This is a genomic window from Mycobacterium sp. (assembly GCF_050701675.1).
GTDB lineage: Bacteria > Actinomycetota > Actinomycetes > Mycobacteriales > Mycobacteriaceae > Mycobacterium.
On sequence record NZ_JBOGDD010001180.1, the window covers coordinates 1 to 17,373 of the forward strand.

Below are 17,373 nucleotides of genomic sequence, written 5' to 3' on the forward strand. Positions count from 1 at the left end.
GGCAAGGTCGTCAAGAATCGGGTGCATCTCGACGTCAGGGTCGGCACCGGGCTGGTGGGCGCGGATCGCCTCGCCGCACTCGAGGCCGAGTGCGCACGGCTAGTCGAACTCGGCGCGGCCCGCGTTCGATTGTTGTCTGCCGCCGACGGAGAAGAGTCCTGCATCGTGATGCAGGACATCGAAGGCAACGAGTTCTGTCTCGACTGATAGACCTCGACTGATAGACGAAGTGCTGATGGTGTCGAAGTCGCCACTCAGGAGGGGCGACCGCGCCGTGGATGCGTCGAAAGGTTGATCGGCCACTGAACTCGGTGGAGTTCCGCTTCAACGTGTAGGGCAAGGGCTGACGCCGTTCACCGATCAGTTTGGCGCCGGCTTTCCCAGGGTAGCCAGCGGGCAAGTTGGGGCATGCATACGGAGGATCACGATCATGTTCGGCAAGATCGCGGCGACGGCACTGATGGGTGGGGCGCTCGGCGTGGCGGCGTTCGGCCTCGGCGCTGGTACGGCGCAAGCCGACGACCATGGGCACGGCGGATGTTGGCCGTTTCCGTGCGACGTCGTCAATGGGCCGCCCGGGCACAACCCCTTCGGCCCGCCCGGACAAGTGAAGAAGGACCCATGCCTCGGACCGTTCCCGAATCCCAACTATGGCGTCCCGCCCGGTCACTGGGACGACGTCGTGTCCTGGTGGCCCCGGTAATACGGAGGGATTCAGGAACGGAATGCGCGAAGGCGATCTGCGGGCCATCTATCGCGGCTACCTGCGGTGCTTGAACGAGCGAGAGTGGCCGAAGCTCGGAGAGTTCGTTGCCGATGCGTTGTCGTACAACGGGAAACGCACGAGCCTCGGCGACTACCGAGCGATGCTGGAAGCGGACACGTACGCGATTCCGGATCTCCAGTTCCACCCGGAGGTTCTTCTCGCCGACGATCAGGTCGTGGCCTGCAGGCTCTTCTTCCACTGCACACCGCGGCACCCCTTTCTGGGTTTCGAGCCGACAGGTGGACGAGTTTCGTTTCCGGAGCACGTCTTCTACAGGTTCGACAATCGGCGGATCGTCGAGGTCTGGTCGGTAATCGACAAACAGGCCATTCGCGAGCAGGGATTCCGGGATCCATAGCTACCGATGCGAGCGGAACAGGGCAGACAACTGCGCTGGCACACGTAGCTTTCTTGATGGCAGCATTGTGTGCATCAATTGATGCGCGTGGAGGTGTCTAATGAGGACGACGGTAACCATTGACGACGCCCTACTGGCGAAAGCAGCCGAACTCACCGGGGTGAGCGAGAGCGTGGCTCTCTTGCGTCAGGGATTGCAGACATTGATCCGCGTCGAGAGTGGCCGTCGCCTGGCGGCCCTTGGCGGCACGGATTCGAAGGCATCGGCCGCTCCTCGGAGGGGGGAATCTGCCGGTGATTCTCGTTGACACCTCGATATGGATCGACCACTTGCATGCCGCTGAGGCGCGTCTCGTCAGCCTTTTGAGCGACGACGAAATCGGCTGCCATCGCCTGGTCATCGAAGAGTTGGCACTCGGGTCGATCAAGCAGCGTGACGTCGTGCTCGACTTGCTGGCCAATCTGCGCCAGTTCCCCACTGTCACGCACCTTGAAATACTTCATCTCGTTGAAGGTCGCCGCCTATGGGGTAAGGGCTTGAGCGCAGTCGACGCCAACCTTCTTGGGTCGTTCATGCTGGTGGAAGGCGCACAGTTCTGGACGAGGGGCAAGCGGCTGGGGGCGGTCTGCGCGGAGCTGGGCGTACCGGTCGTCGACGAGTTGTGACGTTGTCCGGCAACGGCATCCGGTGGAGCTCCGCTTCAGCGACCTTCAGCGACCTTCAGCGGTGGCGATAGATCAATTGAGACGGGTCAGGCGAGTCAGTACCAATGAGTTGGAACCCGGCCTTTTCGAGAACACGACGGCTCCCGGTGTTGGTTGCGAATACGTAGGCAAGTAGATCGGTGCTGAGCGTGGCATCGCCACTGTCGTGATGCCACGACGTCAGTGCTCTCAGGAGCTCGGTGGCCAGACCTCGTCCCCAATACTGCGGCGCTAGAAGGAATCCGACCTCGCGGTGATTCGTCCCGTGTGCTCGGCTGAAGCCAGCGCGTCCCACGAAGGTGCCATCGAGCTGTTGGATGCGCCACTTCGACCAGCCCTGCGCGGCGTGTTCGGCTTGCCAAGTTCTGAGGCGCGCACGGGTTTGTCGAAGGTCTTGGACGCCACTGGCCATGCGCTTCATCGCCTTGGAATTGCCGTGTAGGGCCTGAAGATCGGGTAGATCGGCAAGTGACCAGGTCGTCAGCAGCAGTCGGTCTGTCTTCAGCACCGTGACTCGGGGGTGATTCGCTTCAGAGAAGGCTCTACTGGAGCCGTCTGAGGAATCAATCGTGGGCATGTTGACATTGTCCTCAGCGACGGCCGTCCATGGTGGGAGGGCGCTGTCCTAGTTTTAAGGAATCACGAGTGATTGCAGGATGTCCCAGTCGATCCGCATCTCGTGTTGACGAAGGCCGGGCTCGCTCAGGTCGTCGAGGTCACGCCCGTCATCGACGGAGTCGGGTTGAGGTCTTCGCCGATGTCGTCGAGGGCGCGCCCAAGGGGCTCGCGGATCAGGAACGTCGTGGCGATCGCGGCCGTGAAACAGCCGAAGGCCACCAGGGTCACCGCGCGCAGCCCAGCGCCGTTGAGCAGCAGTGGCACCAGCAGAGCCCCGGCGAAGGCGCCCACCTTGGCGATACCCGCGGACAGGCCGTGGAAGGTGCTGCGGATGCCGGTCGGGTAGGACTCTGCGGCCAGAAGCATCGTCGTGTAGTTCGGTCCGACGGCAATCCCGAACAGTGAGATGCCGAACACCAGCGCGAAGGGCACGACCGTGGCGCTGAGGCCGGGGAGGACCGTGATCAACAGCATCGCCAGCGCGCAGAGCCCGAAGCCGCCAATCTGCAGCATTCGTCGTGGCATCCGGTCGAGGACGAGCAGGCCGACGATGGCGCCGACGAGGCTGAAGCAGACGACGAGCACGGCGTTCAGGGCGATGTTGGACAGCGTCGTGCCATGGGGGTCAATGGATTTGATGAGCAGCGGTTGGCTCACGGAGTTGCCGTAGACGGCGACGTTGAAGAAGAACCAACTGCCCGCAGTACCCAAGAGGGTGATCAGCAGTTTGCGATTCGAGAATGCCCGGAAGATCCTGGCGCGTGGCCTGCCCGGGGTCGTGGGGGCCGTGAACGTCGCAGCACTCGCTTGAGCGAACCCTTCGAAATCCCTTAGCGCCCGCTCCTCATCGCCTCGCTCAGCGGTCCAACGGGGCGACTCCGGCATGTGACGGCGCTGGTAGAGCACCAGCATCGAGGGGATGGCGCCGATGGCGAAGATCACTCGCCAGGCGACGGCGTCGGGGACGCCGACGGCCAGCACGAGGAGGCTGACGACGTAGGCGGCGACTTGACCGAAGACGTAGAAGATGAACGTGAGGCCGACCAAGCGCCCGCGGTTTCGCCTGTTGGCGTATTCGGTCATGATGACGCCGCTGGCGGGGTAGTCCCCGCCGATTCCCAGGCCGAGGATCAGCCGGCCGATCAGAAGGACGGTGAAGTTGGGGCCTAGCGCGGACACCAGCGCGCCGATGATCATCAGTACCGCTTCGAGTCCGTACACCCGTCGGCGGCCCAGAAGATCGCCGAGGCGACCGAACCCCATGGCGCCCAAGGCAACCGCCAAGAGGGTTGAGCTCGTCAGCATCGCAATCTGACCGCTGGACAACTGGAACTGCGGGCCGGCCAGCAGGGTCACCGTACCGATGACGTTCAGATCGTAGGAATCGGTGAAGAATCCGGCTCCAGCGGTTACCGCCGCCTTGAAGTGGAAGACGCCGAGTTTCGCGTCGTCGATGGACTTGGCCACGTTGGGGTGACCGGCCGTGGTGGTCATGAGGTTCTCCAAGTCAGTGGAATCGGCAACGGGGCACGGTGATACGGCAGTGGCCACGAGCGACGGTGGTCCCATTTCGCTCACTTGTCATGAGAAGTACGTTCTTGCACGCTGGCCAACTGTGTCAACGTGAGCGGGGCTTATTCTTGAGAATTCAGAAAGGCTTTACCCGTAGTACATTTCGTGAGGTCAGACGTTCCCCACCTCTTGCTCAACGTATATAGTCAAGTCGTGGCCATGGCCTTGCACGAGATGATCGCCGACCGACTTCGCGAAGAAATCCGGCTCGGTGAGCTCACCGTGGGAGCTGCCATCCCTTCGGAGGCTCAGCTGTGCGAACGGTGGAAGACCTCGCGCGGACCCGTACGCCAGGCACTGGCGACGTTGCGGGCCGAAGGGGTCATCGCCGGCGGACGTGGCAAGCCGCCGGTGGTGCGCACGACCTCGATCGGACAGCCCTTCGACACGCTGCTGTCCTACTCGGCCTGGGCGCTGTCGATCGGACGCACGCCCGGGCAGCGAACGTTGGAGCTGGCGCTCCGACGCGCAGACGGCCATGCCGCATCACTACTGGGCATCGAGGAGGGCGCGCCCGTCGTGCAGGTGCTACGCCTGCGATATCTCGACGGCGAGCCCGCATTGCTGGAGCGGGCAACCTTCGTCGAGCACGTCGGACGCCTGCTGTTCGACTTCGACTGCGACTCGGGGTCGATGTGGGCGTACCTGCTGTCCCGAGGCGTGGAGTTCGCCACCGCCTCACACGTCATCGACGCCATCGCCGCCGACCCCATCGACTCGCTGCACCTCGAGATCCCCGAAGGGGCCCCGCTGCTACGACAGCAGCGGACCACGCGCGGCGCCGACGGTGAGGTCATCGAGTACCACGACGACCGATATCTGCCCAGCCTGGTCAGCTTCACCCTGGAGAACACCCTTGATGCGCGCTGCGCCGTGACGCGCAACGCGAAACCCTGACTGGGGGCCTACCCGCGGGCTAGAGTCCAGTACTCGAGCGAGTTCGGCCGAGCGTATCCGTGGTGCGCGAAGCCCAAGGCTGAGTCGGCGGTGGCGACCATGATCGTTTCCTTGGCGCGTGGGCTGTGTGTGGCGTGCTGTGCGGTGTTGGTCGCGAGCTGCACGTCGACGAGCGGGCCGACGATCGCATCCTCGGTGACGACGACGGCCACCAGCTCCGCGCCGAGTGGATCCGCGCTGAAGACCCTCGATCCCAAGGCAATTCAGGCCGTCGTGGACGCCGCCGCCAAAGAACTGATGGTCCCGGGGGCGATGGTCGTGCTTCGCACTCCGCAGGGAGAGTTCGACGCGGCGTTCGGCACGACCGAGCTTGGGGCACGGACGCCGCCGGATGCGAACACTCACTTCCGAATCGCCTCGAACACCAAGACCATGACGGCAGCGTTGATCGTGTTGCTCGCCCAGGACGGCAAACTCGAGTTCAGTGACCCGGTCTCCACGTACGTTGCCAATGTGCCCAACGGGCAGAACATCACCATCGCCGAGCTTCTCAAGATGCGCAGCGGCCTCTACGGCTACACGTCGGATCCGGAACTCTCGGCCGCCATGGACGCCGACCCGAAGAAGACATGGACCCCGCAGGAGGTGTTGGACATCGCCTTCCGTCACCCGCCGCAGTTCGCGCCCGACGCCTCCTACGAATACAGCAACACCAACTATGCGCTGCTGGGCCTCATCGCCGAGAAGGTCGGCGGCCGCCCGTTGGCCCAGCAGCTCCAGGACCGGTTGTTCGGACCGGTCGGCCTTGGGCAGACGTCGCTTCCCGCCCCCGGGGACACCGCCATTCCGGCTCCCTACTCACACGGTTACATGTACGGCCGAAGCTATTACGCACTTGCCGACGACCCGTATCCCGCCGACATGCAGGCCGCCGCACGGGCCGGAACACTGCAACCGATCGACTACACCAACCAGAACTCCTCCTACGCCACTGCTGCCGGGGGCGCGATCTCCACGGCAGGCAACCTCGCCGACTGGATGAAGTCACTGGTCTCGGGTCAGGTGTTCGACGCCGACCACCACCGACAGTGGTTGGCGAGCGTGCAAGCCGAGGACCCAGCGGCGCCCGACGGACAGAAGTACGGGTACGGGATCTCCTACCAGCGTTTCGGCCCGCACGCTGCGATGTACTACCACGGCGGCGAAATGCCTGGCTTCAACTCATTCATGGGTTACGACCCGGACAACGATGTGACACTGGTCATCTGGACGAATCTGACTCTCTCGCCGGACGGCAGGACGACGGCGCAGGCCATGCTCGCCCCGCTGCTCGACGAGATCTACGCGGGGTTGTCGCTGGCGCCTCCGCCGACTCCGACGACCACCAGGTAGCGCAGGGATTCGAGTATCAGTCCGCTGCTGGCGCGAGATCGTTCGCTGCAACGGCGAGAATGTCGTTCGCGTGGCTCACGGCAATGAAATGTCCACCGCCGCTGATCGGGTGCCAGACGGCTCCCGGTGTCTTGTCCGCCACCGTCTTGTTGATCACCTCGGGAACCAGGGTGTCGGCGCTGCCCTGCCAGAAATGAACTGGGCGCGCCACCGTCGTCACGTCGAACGGCCACGCCTCGTAGAGCATCGTGGCGTCGACGACGAGGCCGTCTGCGCCGCGTCGAAAGCATTCTTGGCTTGCCTTCACGAATACCGTCAAGACGTCCTCGTCGGACAGCACTTCCTGATCCGCGGTGCTTGTCGATTTCTTGATTGCCTCCGCGTACCGATCGCCGAAGTGCTTGGCGCTCATGCCAAGAATCTCATACATCAGTGTGAAGCCGGGATGGAAGTGAAGTGCCAGGCGGCCGCCAAGCGCATCCGCGCTGCTGAGATACTTCGCGGCCCAGTTCGCTCCGAACGTTCCGTAGTTGCCCCCGGCGATGCACGTCACGTGGACGAGGCGCGTGGGGTCTAGATACGCGGCGGCCGCAAGGGCCCAGGGCCCGCCCTCTGACCAGCCGGTCACCGCGAATCGGTCTGCACCGAAGGAATCCGCCAGCAGCAGGAGGTCATCGGCCCAGGACTCGAAGGTGCGGCCCGGTTGAAGATCGGACCCGCCCATGCCCGGCCGATCCGCGCACACGAATCGCAAGCCATTGGCCCGTGCCGCGGAATCGAATAGGTGCGCCTCCAGGCGGCTGGAGGGCCCCCCGTGGTTGTGCAGGACGAGTGGTCCGTCCGGATCGCCGACTTCGAGATAAGTGAGCGCCCGGTTGCCAACCCGAATACTTCCCTCGATGGCCACGCGGACTCCTTCTGGTGTTGGCCCGGCGTCGAAGCCGAGGTTACTACGGCCCCATTGGGTCTGGCCGGGCGTTGATCATCTCCGGCCTCGAACTGACTGCGAGATCGGCGAATCCTCTGAATTGCACCCTCTTCTAAGGTGAGAGTAGAGTTCGCCGCGACCAGTGTGACACTGGCGTGTCGTGACCTGAATGGAATCCGTGTCCCCTCAAGAGATTTCGCCTGCGCCAAACGTGCGCGAGGCGGGCGATCCAAGTACGTCGGTGATGGCGGCCCTGCGGTCGCCGAAGCGGCTCAAGACAGAAGTGCTCGCTGGGCTGGTGGTGGCGCTGGCGCTGATACCGGAGGCGATCTCGTTCTCCATCATCGCCGGGGTCGATCCGCGGGTGGGATTGTTCGCGTCCTTCACGATGGCGGTGACGATCGCATTCGTCGGTGGTCGTCCCGCGATGATCTCTGCGGCGACCGGCTCCATCGCCTTGGTGATCGCGCCCCTGGCTCGCGAGTACGGGTTCGACTACCTAGTCGCGACGGTCCTGCTGGGCGGTGCGATGCAGATAGTGCTCAGCTTGCTGGGTGTGGCGCGACTGATGCGGTTCGTGCCGCGCAGTGTGATGGTCGGGTTCGTCAATGCGCTTGCGATACTGATCTTCCTGTCGCAACTGCCCTATTTGATCGGCGTGCCCGCACTGGTCTATCCGTTCGTCGTGATCGGGTTGGTGATCATGGTGTTTCTGCCGAAGTTGACCACGGTGATTCCAGCTCCACTGGTTGCCATCGTCGTGCTCACCGCCGTCGTACTGGCGTTGAAGGTGCACATCCCCAACGTCGGTGACGAAGGCGAACTGCCTTCGAGTCTGCCGTCGTTGTTCGTGCCGCAGGTGCCGTTCAATCTGCACACGCTGACGATCATTGCCCCGTACGCGTTGGCGATGGCGCTGGTCGGGTTGCTGGAATCTCTGCTGACGGCAAAGTTGGTCGACGACATCACCGACACCCACAGCAACAAGACCCGCGAGAGCTGGGGCCAAGGCGTCGCCAACATCGTGACCGGCGCGTTCGGCGGGATGGGCGGTTGCGCGATGATCGGCCAGACGATGATCAACGTGAAGGTGTCCGGTGCCCGCACCCGCATCTCGACGTTCTTGGCCGGGTTGTTCCTACTCTGCCTCGTCGTCGGACTCGGCGACATCGTCGGCTTGATCCCGATGGCGGCACTGGTCGCGGTGATGATCATGGTGTCGGTCGGCACGTTCGACTGGCACAGCATCGCGCCCTCCACGCTGCGCAGGATGCCCCGTAGCGAGACGTTGGTCATGGTCGCGACCGTGGCGGTCACCGTCGCCACCAACAACCTCGCCTACGGCGTCATCGTGGGGGCGCTGACCGCGATGGTGCTGTTCGCGCGGCGCGTCGCCCACCTGGTCACCGTCGAGAGGACCGTGGACTCCTGCGAGGGCACTGATCGTACGCTCGACACCGTGACCTACAGAGTGACCGGCGAGTTGTTCTTCGCCTCCAGCAATGACCTGGTGTATCAGTTCGACTACGCGGGCGATCCCCGCACCGTGGTGATCGACATGTCGGAGTCGCACATCTGGGATGCCTCGACGGTCGCGGCCCTGGATGCGGTGACCACGAAGTATCACGCGAAGGGCAAGCGCGTCGAAATCATCGGCCTCAACACGGATTCCGCGGATCGGCACGACCGACTCTCCGGGACCCTCGGCGCAGGGTGAGCCAAGTGGGCCGGACCGGTTCGATGAGCAACGGTGACGACGTTCAGATGCAGATCGGCCAAGTCGCAACGCGCACAGAGCTCTCCATCACCACCGTGCGGCACTACGACGAGGTCGGACTGGTCACGCCCTCCGCCCGTTCGGCCGGAGGCTTCCGCCTCTACACGGAGGCCGATGTCGAACGGCTGCTCGTGATCCGGCGAATGAAGCCACTGGGCTTCACTCTCGCCGAGATGAAGGACCTGCTGGACTCGCTCGACGTTCTCGCCAGCGACAGCGCAACCGAAGGCCGGCGCACCATCGCAGCACGCGCTCTCCAGGAGTGTCGGTCCAAGGCCGAGGAGAGTGCCGCGAAACTCAAGAAGCACCTCGCCTACGCCGAGGAGTTGACCGGATTGCTATCCGTTCGAGCCGAGGAGACGGTCGACCGCAGGCATTAGCCGGCTGCGGTGAATCGGTCCTGGACGTCTGCCCAGTTCACGACGTTCCAGAACGCCTTGACGTAGTCGGCTTTGACGTTCTTGTACTGCAGGTAGTACGCGTGCTCCCACATGTCGACCTGTAGCAGAGGGATGACGCCGAGCGGCACGTTGGCCTGCTGGTCGTAGAGCTGGAAGGTCAGCAGTCTGTCGCCGAGGCCGTCATAACCCAGTACCGCCCACCCCGAACCTTGCAGCCCGTTGGCGGCCGCGGTGAACTGTGCCTGAAACTTCTCGAACGAGCCGAACTGGTCGTCGATGGCGGCGGCCAGATCACCGGTGGGCTTGTCACCACCGTTGGGGGAGAGGTTCTTCCACCAGATGGAGTGGTTGACGTGGCCGCCGAGGTGAAACGCCAGGTTCTTCTCGTTGAGGAAGATCGCGGCGTGGTCGTCATTGGCGCGGGCCTCCTCGAGCTTGGCGATGGCGTCGTTGAGACCCTTCACATAGGTGGCGTGGTGCTTGCCGTGGTGAATCTCGTTGATCTGACCAGAGATGTGCGGCTCGAGTGCGCCGTAGTCGTAGTCCAGGTCCGGCAGGGTGTAGTCAGCCACCAGGTTCCTCTCTGCGCGTCAATCCTGCGTTGCTTCAACCAGTCACCGCATCGTCGGCGGTTCCCCGATCAGCCTATGGCGACCATATTCATCTGTCCAGATGTTCAGATGAAATGATATTGTGAATTGCGGGTCGGGCCGTGCGCGACGTCGATGCAGCACATCACGTGGCAACTCCTCTCCCTGGCAGTTGCGGCGCACGGTCCTACCTGTTCGTGCGGTGACCAGGTGTGAGTACGCCGCCGGGCGGTCCCCAGAGTCGTTGGACGAGAACTGATCTGGTGGGCGGAGGGTCACTCCGGCGCGGCGGTGAGTGCCTTGTTGATCTCGGCCTGGCGGACCAGGAAGGATCGTTCGTCCAATTTCTTGCGACGCATCCAGGTGGTCACTTCGGCATTGCACTTGCTGGCGTTGCACGACGGGCAGCTGGGTACCACGTTGGCAAGCTCGTAGCGCCCACCGCGCGAGATGGGAAGCACGCAATCCTTCTGTAGCGCTGTCCCGTTCGCCCCGCAGTAGGCGCAGCCGCCCCAAGCGGCCTTCAGCGCGGCCCACTGTGATTCGGTGAGGTCGTGTTCCTTCTCGGCCATGCGACGCCTGCGCCGGCGCGCATATCGGACCGCGCGGGTGGGGCTTCCGGAGGGCACGATCCGAGGCTACCGCGGGAACCGATGCGGTCACGGGAGGAGAGATCTCCGCGTTTCATCGAGCGGGCCGACGTCGGCTACGTTGAGTAGCATTGCCGACGCTGGTGTCAATCGAAATCCGTTAGGAGAGAACACCGGTGACCGACCCCCGACTACACATCCGCCCGCCGGAGTGGTTGAAGGATGCCGTCACCCCGGACGGTGTCGCGATCATGCGCGAAGCGGGCGTCATTCCCGACACCACACCCGATGCGCTCGCCGCCGTCGCTGGGATCTGCCCGGTCTTTCGCATCGAGCAACCGTCTGACGGTCGGACGGCATAGGACGCGATGTCAGTGCCGGTCACTCGATGGCGACGGTCGTCAATATGCTCAGTGTCGGATGTTGTGCCGGACGCAGGAGTACGGTGACGTCTACAGTCCGGCTCGTGAGCCGGGTTCGGCCCGCCACCGAGAGAGGGGGTGACGGGCCGAATTGCGCGCCAACGCCTTTCGGACCTCTTCGGTTCCCGTCGCGTTTCGTGAACGCTGCGATCACTGTGTGCGCCTGACGTAGGCCGGCCCGCCGTCACCGAGACCGTGCAACGGCCGTGATAATCTGCAATCGTTTGCACCGAGCGGACCCGATGAGCGAATGGAGCGGCTGATGCCCGCACCGAGCTATGCAGCGATCACCGAACCCGTGCCGGGTTCCTCGCGACCGGTCAACTACCACCTGGCCGAAACCCGGGATGGGCTCTACGTCCCGTACGCCCTTCGCCTGCCGTCGCCGGACGCCGTCGGCCTTCCGTTCGTGTTCCTCGCATACGGCAACGGCGGCGGAGGCCTGGAGTGGCTACGCGGACGGGTCGCGACACACGGATACATCATGGAGCGCCTTCTCGACGCGGGTTACGCCTGCGCCTGGGGCCGGTACCGGACAGAGGTCGAACTCGGTTTCCATCACGGCGGGCGTCTCGTCGTCGACCGACGGCAGGGCATGGACCTGATGAACCGGTCGCCGCTGGAGTTCGAGGACGAGCTCGCCATCCTCGAGCACGTGGCGCGGCACCCGCAGATCGACCCCGACCGCCTCGGGCACGTCGGTGTGAGTCATGCCGGCGAGATGCTGTTCAAGATCGCGTCCCAGTACGACGGACCGCTCAAGGCCGGAATCGCCTGTGAGCCAGCCAATCACGAGTTCCTCGATCTCACCCCGGACGATACGGCCTTCACGAACCCGGACACCCAGCTCCGCAACATCGAGGAGATGCAGATGCGCGATCCCGCATTCGTGCGCTCACGGATCAACGAACCGCTCGCACTCGAGCGGATCAAGCCCATCTCGATTCCGATACTGGTGATGGGCCGTGACGACGACCATCTCCAGGGGATCTTCCGGCTGAGCTACGACCTCTTGGCCTCCAGCGGTAAGGACGCCACGTGGGTCACGTGGGATCACCCACTTCACGGCTACATCTTCCCGGTCACGGGCCCCGACGGTTCATTCGAGGTCGACGACGTACAAGAGCGCGCGATCGACGGTGTCATCGCGTTCCTCGACGAACGCCTCGCCGGCTGAGCTCGCCCCACCGACGATGATCGAGTCCATCGCGATCTTCTCGGCTGGGGTGTGGGCCGGCGGGATCAACGTCATCGTCGGCTCGGGAACCCTGGTGACCTTCCCGGCCCTGCTCCTGTTCGGCTATCCACCGCTCACTGCGAATGTCTCCAACAACATCGGCATGGTGGCGGGCGGTGTCTCGGGGATCTACGGCTACCGCAGTGAATTACGCCCGAACCGAGCGATCCTCGTGCGCCTCGCGCCCGCATCGGCCGCAGGCGCACTGGTCGGGGCGGTCCTTCTACTGGTGCTGCCCGACGAGTCGTTCAAGGCGATCGTGCCTGTCCTCATCGTTCTCGGCCTGCTCATGGTCGTCTTCGGCCCGAGCGTGCAACGGCGCACCACCGCACCCGGGCACGAGGGATCGGGGAGCACGCTGTCGCGGGTCCTGCTCACGGCCGGGATCTTCGCCCTGGGCGTTTACGGCGGGTACTTCGGTGCCGCCCAGGGAATCCTGCTCGTTGGACTCATGGGGATGATCCTCAGTGACGGCCTCCAACGTCTCACCGCGATCAAGAACGTCCTCGCGACCTTGGTGAACGCCGTGGCCGCGGTGACGTTCATGATCGTGGCCACCAACCGCATCGATTGGTCGGTCGTCGCGCTGATCTCGTCCGGAGCGTTCCTCGGCGGCTACCTCGGTGCCCGGTATGGCCGACGGCTCTCGCCTGCGGTGCTGCGCGTGTTGATCGTGGTGATCGGCTCAGTCGCGCTGGTCAAGATCCTGCTGTTCGACTGACCGGCGGGTCTTGACGCTCGGACCAGGCCAGCACATACTGGCCACAATCGATTGCAGCCACTTTTGAGGAGCGATATGGACCCGACTGTCACCCAGCGCATCAGTTACGTACCGCTCGAGCAGATGGACGAGCGGATGCAGGCGGAGTTGGAGCGTTGCGCGAAGCACGGCACCCCACGACCCGAGAGCTCCGCGGTCCGAGCCCACTCGCCGGAGGCCTTCTGGGCCTTCGCTGACAGCTGGCAATCCCAGTTCCACAGCGGCGTAGTCGATCACGCGACCAAGGACCTGTGCCGGGTGTACATCTCCAGGACGGTCAAGTGTGAGTTCTGCGGCAACCAGCGGTCGGAGAAGGCCGCGTCGGCAGGCCTACAGGAGCAGCAGTACGACCAACTTCTCAACTTCGAGACCTCCGACCTCTACGACGACCGCCAGAAGGCTGCGCTCGCGTACGCCGAGTCCATCGCCTGGGGCAGCCAGGACCTCGACGGGCTCTGGGGACGCCTACACGCCCACTTCTCCGAGCAGGAGTTGGTCGAGCTGGGCTGCTGCATCGCACTGACCTTCGGCCAGCAGAGCTGGATCCGACTGCTCGGCATCGATCACCACCAGTACATGGCGGGCACCTCCGCGTCGATGGCCCCCGGCTTCGAGACGGCCGACGAACTCGCCGCGAGCAAGGCCGACCCCACCTACTGGGCGGCTTCGAGCCACGCTTGACTCATCGTGTCCGCCGGCTCAGGAGTAGGCGACGTGGCGTCGTTCGAGCTGACCGTCAACGGCCGCGAACACCACGTCGACGTGCCGCCGGGGACGTCCCTGCTCGAGGTATTGCGCAACGACATCGGTGACAAGTCGGCGAAGTTCGGCTGTGGGCTCGGCCAGTGCGGAGCGTGCGTCGTCTGGATCGACGGACATCCGACACCGGCGTGCGACACCCCCGTCGAGTACGTCACGGGCGAGGTGCGAACGCTCGTCGGCCTCGGTCGTCCCGACGCGCTGCACCCGGTGCAGTCGGCGTTCCTGGAGCTGCAGGCCGCGCAGTGCGGCTACTGCATCGCGGGCATCATCATGAGTGCCGCCGCGCTGCTCCGTGACAATCCCCGGCCGACGCGCGACGAGGTGACAGCGGCGTTGGAGTGCCACCTCTGCCGCTGCGGAACGTATCTGCGTTTCGTCGACGCCGTGCTCGCGGCAGCGGGAACGACGCTGGGATCGACACCGTGACAACGGATCTTCCCGCGTCACTGGTCGCCAATCCATGGATCTCTACGTGGCTCACCGTCGCCGACCACGGCATGATCGGGCTGCGGATCGGCAAGGTCGAGCTTGGGCAGGGGATCGTCACGGCTCTGACCCAGATCGCGGCCCACGAGCTCGATGTTCCGCCTGAGGCCGTCCTGGCGGCTGCGACCAACACGGTGTCGTCGCCGGACGAGGGCCTGACCGCAGGCAGCCTGTCGATCACGGTCTCCGGCGCGGCCGTCCGGCGGGTGTGCGCGGAGACGCGCGAGTTGTTCCGCCATGCGGCCGCGCGGAAGGCGGGACTGGACGTCGCGCAGGTCCGGCTGGCGTCCGGGGTGTTCGTTGCCGCGGATGGCTCCCGCATCGGGTCCTATGCCGACCTCTCCGGCATGGTCGACCTCCACGTCCGGGTCGGCGACCCGTCTCTCCACGTCGAACTCGCGCCTCCCACGTCGAAGGACCTGGCCCGCGTCGACCTGCCCGACAAGGTGCTGGGCCGCGCGCGCTTCATCCACGACCTCGACTTCGACGGCATGCTGCACGCCAGGGTCGTCCGGCCCCCCGGTCCTGGGGCGCATCTCGAAGACGTCTCCCTCACCCGGATTGCGTCCCTGCCAGGTGTCGAGGATGTCGTGCGCGACGGCGACTTCCTGGCCGTCCTCGCCCGGCGTGAGGGGCAGGCCACCCAAGCGGCCGAGGCATTGTCGGCCGCAGCGTCGTGGTCGGCGGGCATCGAGTTGCCCGATTCCGATGACCTCTCTGGCTGGCTGCGGAGCGCTGAGACCGAGACCACCCTGATCCGCAATGACGTCGCCCGACACGACGATTCGTCAGCGGTGGTGCGCGCCAGCTTCTCGCGGCCCTTCCTCGCGCACGGGTCGATCGGCCCCAGCTGTGCCATCGCGAAATACGACGACGGACGCCTCGACGTGTGGAGCCACAGCCAAGGCGTGTTCACGTTGGGCCGTGCCATTGCGGCGACTCTGGATCTGCCTCCCGAGGCGGTCGTCGTGCAGCACGTCGAGGGCGCGGGCAGCTACGGCCACAATGCCGCCGACGACGTCGCCGTGGACGCCGCGCTGTTGGCGATGCGGGTTCCCGGCCGGTGGGTACGGGCGCTCTGGAGCCGCGCCGACGAGTTGTCCTGGGAGCCGTTCGGCCCGGCCATGGTCGCTGACGTCACAGCCAGCGTCGACGTGAACGGGACGATCACCGACTGGTCGTATGAGCTGTGGAGCAACGGCCACACGGCCAGGCCCGGCTACACGCCACGGCACGGCCTGCTGGCCGACGCCCACCGCGAGGGCGTCGCGATGCTGCCTCCTGCAGTGGACCCGCCTGCCGACCGCGGTTACGGGTCCGCGCGAAACTCGGTGCCGTACTACGACATCGGCAGGGTCGACGTGACGGTTCACCGGCTGCTGACGATGCCGATCCGGACGTCGTCGCTGCGCTCGTTGGGCAGTCACCTCAACACGTTCGCCATGGAGTCCGTCATCGACGAGGTGGCCACGGCGATCGGTCGCGACCCGCTGCAGATGCGACTCGACCACCTGTCGGACCCTCGCGCGCGTGAGGTGCTGAGCACCGCCGCCACGGCGGCCGACTGGGGAGCGCCGCTGCCGGACGGACACGGCAGGGGCGTGGCGTTCTGTCGTTACAAGAACCGCGGCTCGTACTGCGCCGTCGTCGCCGACGTTGAGGCCACCGATCGGCTGCGCGTCACCCGGCTGACGATTGCCGTCGACGTCGGTTGGGCCGTGAACGTCGACGGGGTGCGCAACCAGATCGAGGGTGGCGCGATCCAGGCCACCAGCTGGTCGCTGTTCGAGCAGGTCCGGTTCGACCGCCAGTCGATCACCAGCACCGACTGGGAGTCTTATCCGATCGCGCGGTTCAGCCAGGTGCCTCAGATCGAAGTCCATCTGCTAAACCGTCCCGACGAGCCGCCGCTCGGCGCGGGTGAGGCGACCCAGGGACCGGTGCCCGCCGCGATCGGCAATGCGCTTGCCGATGCTCTCGGTGTCCGGGTCCGCGCGCTGCCGTTCACGCACGACAACATCGTGGCGGCGATCGACGCGCAGACCTGACCGGTCACGCGCGCAGTCGGTCGGCCATCCAGTCTGCCGTGCGATATCGGTGCGCGGCAACCACATTGGCGCAACCGTGGTTGCCGTCCTCGAGCAGAAGGAACTCGCTTCCCTCGACCTCGCGGTGCAGCCGCTGGGCCTGTTGCCATGGGATCAGCCGGTCCTTCTTGCCCGCGACGACCAGCGTCGGGCAGCGCAGGAACGCCGTGCGACCCTCCATCGTGAGCGTGAGCGCCAAGGCGTGGGCGTCGTCGGCGTCCTTCGAGCGCGACCGGACCGCGAAAGTCTCCCGGGTCAGCGCAGGCATGATGTCCCAGTTCTCACCGAAAGTGTATGGGCCACACAGGCTGACGCAGGCCTTGATCCGCTCGTCACCGCTGGCGAATCGGGGCGCGTAGTACCCGCCGAGGCTCACTCCCCAGACGCCGATCCGATCGGCATCGATGTCGTCACGCGCGACGAGGGCGTCGACGAATGCCCGACCGGGCACCTCCCAGTCGGCGCGGATCGGCAGGTCGTACTCGGCCTCGCCCTGCCCAGGCCCGTCGACGCTGAAGGTGGCCAGGCCACGCTGGAGGAAGAGGTCCTCGGTCGCCCGCAGTTCCTCCTTGGTCGAGTCCAGGCCAGGCACACAGATCACGGCCGGATGGGGTCCGCCTGCTGGCTTGCGCAGGATGCCGTAGATCGTCGAGCCCTCGAAGGGCATCTCGATCCGTTCACCCGGTGGGTCGAGGTGCGGCAGCGCGGTGTCGAGGCACCGGACGGCCGCGTCGTGAGCGGCGCGCATCTGCACCAGGTCGCGGACGAAGACGAACTTCGCGAAGTGATACACCACGGCCGCGGTGCCCAGATGTGCTCCAGCGGACCGCAGCCGGCCCTGTCCGAGTGCCTCGATCCCGAGATCCTCGTGGACGCTGGCCGCGGCTGACCACGCGGCGCACCAGTCGTCCCATGACTCCAGCCCATCGACGACGCGGGCGAAGTCGGCGGCCGGAACGCCGTTGGCGGTGAACCGGGGGCCCCAGTGCGAACGGGCGGAAGCGACGTACTCGTCCAAGTCAGACC

The 17,373-nt window shown here is 65.2% G+C and carries 22 protein-coding genes; 15 read left to right on the forward strand and 7 right to left on the reverse strand.

Annotated elements, in window-relative coordinates; translation table 11 throughout:
• The 5 genes from ACRDUX_RS36565 to ACRDUX_RS36585 form a co-directional block, all read left to right on the forward strand.
• Positions 1-207 (forward strand): VOC family protein (locus tag ACRDUX_RS36565; RefSeq protein ID WP_526421710.1); only part of this gene is annotated, 207 nt, incomplete at its 5' end.
• Between the two features lie 223 nt (positions 208-430).
• Positions 431-703, forward strand: coding sequence for a hypothetical protein (locus ACRDUX_RS36570; protein WP_526421711.1), 273 nt, complete (start codon positions 431-433; stop codon positions 701-703).
• Between the two features lie 22 nt (positions 704-725).
• Positions 726-1,124: an ester cyclase gene (locus ACRDUX_RS36575; protein ID WP_526421713.1), complete on the forward strand. Its 399-nt coding sequence runs from the start codon at positions 726-728 to the stop codon at positions 1,122-1,124.
• 100 nt (positions 1,125-1,224) lie between these two features.
• Positions 1,225-1,431: a type II toxin-antitoxin system VapB family antitoxin gene (locus ACRDUX_RS36580; protein ID WP_526421715.1), complete on the forward strand. Its 207-nt coding sequence runs from the start codon at positions 1,225-1,227 to the stop codon at positions 1,429-1,431.
• Positions 1,418-1,789, forward strand: coding sequence for a type II toxin-antitoxin system VapC family toxin (locus ACRDUX_RS36585; RefSeq protein ID WP_526421717.1), 372 nt, complete (start codon positions 1,418-1,420; stop codon positions 1,787-1,789). The genes ACRDUX_RS36580 and ACRDUX_RS36585 overlap by 14 nt, the downstream gene beginning before the upstream one ends.
• Positions 1,790-1,844: 55 nt before the next feature.
• Here the strand turns inward: ACRDUX_RS36585 and ACRDUX_RS36590 are convergent, their stop codons facing one another.
• Complete coding sequence (locus tag ACRDUX_RS36590; protein ID WP_526421719.1) at positions 1,845-2,405, reverse strand: GNAT family N-acetyltransferase; 561 nt, start codon at positions 2,403-2,405, stop codon at positions 1,845-1,847.
• 125 nt (positions 2,406-2,530) lie between these two features.
• Entirely contained in the window at positions 2,531-3,940 is a 1,410-nt protein-coding gene (locus tag ACRDUX_RS36595; protein WP_526421721.1) for an MFS transporter, read from the reverse strand.
• 237 nt (positions 3,941-4,177) lie between these two features.
• Here ACRDUX_RS36595 and ACRDUX_RS36600 point away from each other — a divergent pair, with 237 nt between their 5' ends.
• The gene (locus tag ACRDUX_RS36600) at positions 4,178-4,915 is read left to right on the forward strand and encodes a GntR family transcriptional regulator (protein ID WP_526421747.1); all 738 of its coding nucleotides are present in this window, start codon (positions 4,178-4,180) and stop codon (positions 4,913-4,915) included.
• An 8-nt stretch (positions 4,916-4,923) separates the two neighbouring features.
• Here the strand turns inward: ACRDUX_RS36600 and ACRDUX_RS36605 are convergent, their stop codons facing one another.
• Positions 4,924-5,127 (reverse strand): hypothetical protein, encoded by a 204-nt coding sequence (locus tag ACRDUX_RS36605; RefSeq protein WP_526421723.1) that lies wholly within the window; start codon positions 5,125-5,127, stop codon positions 4,924-4,926.
• Here ACRDUX_RS36605 and ACRDUX_RS36610 point away from each other — a divergent pair.
• Positions 5,111-6,307: a serine hydrolase domain-containing protein gene (locus tag ACRDUX_RS36610; RefSeq protein WP_526421725.1), complete on the forward strand. Its 1,197-nt coding sequence runs from the start codon at positions 5,111-5,113 to the stop codon at positions 6,305-6,307. The genes ACRDUX_RS36605 and ACRDUX_RS36610 overlap by 17 nt on opposite strands.
• Positions 6,308-6,323: 16 nt before the next feature.
• Here the strand turns inward: ACRDUX_RS36610 and ACRDUX_RS36615 are convergent, their stop codons facing one another.
• Positions 6,324-7,214, reverse strand: coding sequence for an alpha/beta fold hydrolase (locus tag ACRDUX_RS36615; protein ID WP_526421727.1), 891 nt, complete (start codon positions 7,212-7,214; stop codon positions 6,324-6,326).
• Between the two features lie 265 nt (positions 7,215-7,479).
• On the opposite strand from ACRDUX_RS36615, the gene ACRDUX_RS36620 reads away from it, so the two are divergent.
• Together ACRDUX_RS36620 and ACRDUX_RS36625 are read left to right on the forward strand one after the other, a co-directional pair.
• The gene (locus ACRDUX_RS36620; RefSeq protein ID WP_526421749.1) at positions 7,480-8,952 is read left to right on the forward strand and encodes a SulP family inorganic anion transporter; all 1,473 of its coding nucleotides are present in this window, start codon (positions 7,480-7,482) and stop codon (positions 8,950-8,952) included.
• Positions 8,953-8,975: 23 nt separating this feature from the next.
• The gene (locus ACRDUX_RS36625) at positions 8,976-9,392 is read left to right on the forward strand and encodes a MerR family transcriptional regulator (protein ID WP_526421729.1); all 417 of its coding nucleotides are present in this window, start codon (positions 8,976-8,978) and stop codon (positions 9,390-9,392) included.
• Here the strand turns inward: ACRDUX_RS36625 and ACRDUX_RS36630 are convergent.
• Complete coding sequence (locus ACRDUX_RS36630) at positions 9,389-9,985, reverse strand: superoxide dismutase (protein WP_526421731.1); 597 nt, start codon at positions 9,983-9,985, stop codon at positions 9,389-9,391. The two genes, ACRDUX_RS36625 and ACRDUX_RS36630, sit on opposite strands and share 4 nt — an antisense overlap.
• Before the next feature lie 293 nt (positions 9,986-10,278).
• Positions 10,279-10,575 (reverse strand): HNH endonuclease signature motif containing protein, encoded by a 297-nt coding sequence (locus ACRDUX_RS36635; protein WP_526421751.1) that lies wholly within the window; start codon positions 10,573-10,575, stop codon positions 10,279-10,281.
• Positions 10,576-10,769: 194 nt separating this feature from the next.
• Between ACRDUX_RS36635 and ACRDUX_RS36640 the strand changes: the two genes are divergently transcribed.
• The 6 genes from ACRDUX_RS36640 to ACRDUX_RS36665 all read left to right on the forward strand — a co-directional run bounded on the left by ACRDUX_RS36640 (position 10,770) and on the right by ACRDUX_RS36665 (position 16,308).
• The gene (locus ACRDUX_RS36640) at positions 10,770-10,955 is read left to right on the forward strand and encodes a hypothetical protein (RefSeq protein WP_526421733.1); all 186 of its coding nucleotides are present in this window, start codon (positions 10,770-10,772) and stop codon (positions 10,953-10,955) included.
• Positions 10,956-11,277: 322 nt separating this feature from the next.
• Positions 11,278-12,192 carry an alpha/beta hydrolase family protein gene (locus tag ACRDUX_RS36645; protein WP_526421735.1) on the forward strand — a complete coding sequence of 305 codons (915 nt, stop codon included), beginning with the start codon at positions 11,278-11,280 and terminating at the stop codon, positions 12,190-12,192.
• Between the two features lie 16 nt (positions 12,193-12,208).
• On the forward strand, positions 12,209-12,973 hold the full coding sequence (locus ACRDUX_RS36650) for a sulfite exporter TauE/SafE family protein (RefSeq protein WP_526421737.1): 765 nt from the start codon (positions 12,209-12,211) through the stop codon (positions 12,971-12,973).
• Positions 12,974-13,048: 75 nt separating this feature from the next.
• The gene (locus ACRDUX_RS36655; RefSeq protein WP_526421739.1) at positions 13,049-13,693 is read left to right on the forward strand and encodes a carboxymuconolactone decarboxylase family protein; all 645 of its coding nucleotides are present in this window, start codon (positions 13,049-13,051) and stop codon (positions 13,691-13,693) included.
• Positions 13,694-13,726: 33 nt separating this feature from the next.
• Positions 13,727-14,200: a (2Fe-2S)-binding protein gene (locus ACRDUX_RS36660; protein ID WP_526421741.1), complete on the forward strand. Its 474-nt coding sequence runs from the start codon at positions 13,727-13,729 to the stop codon at positions 14,198-14,200.
• Complete coding sequence (locus tag ACRDUX_RS36665) at positions 14,197-16,308, forward strand: xanthine dehydrogenase family protein molybdopterin-binding subunit (protein ID WP_526421743.1); 2,112 nt, start codon at positions 14,197-14,199, stop codon at positions 16,306-16,308. The genes ACRDUX_RS36660 and ACRDUX_RS36665 overlap by 4 nt, the downstream gene beginning before the upstream one ends.
• A 4-nt stretch (positions 16,309-16,312) precedes the next feature.
• On the opposite strand, the gene ACRDUX_RS36670 is transcribed toward ACRDUX_RS36665, so the two are convergent.
• Positions 16,313-17,373: alpha/beta hydrolase family protein (locus tag ACRDUX_RS36670; protein ID WP_526421745.1), on the reverse strand; the 1,061-nt coding region annotated here is incomplete at its 5' end.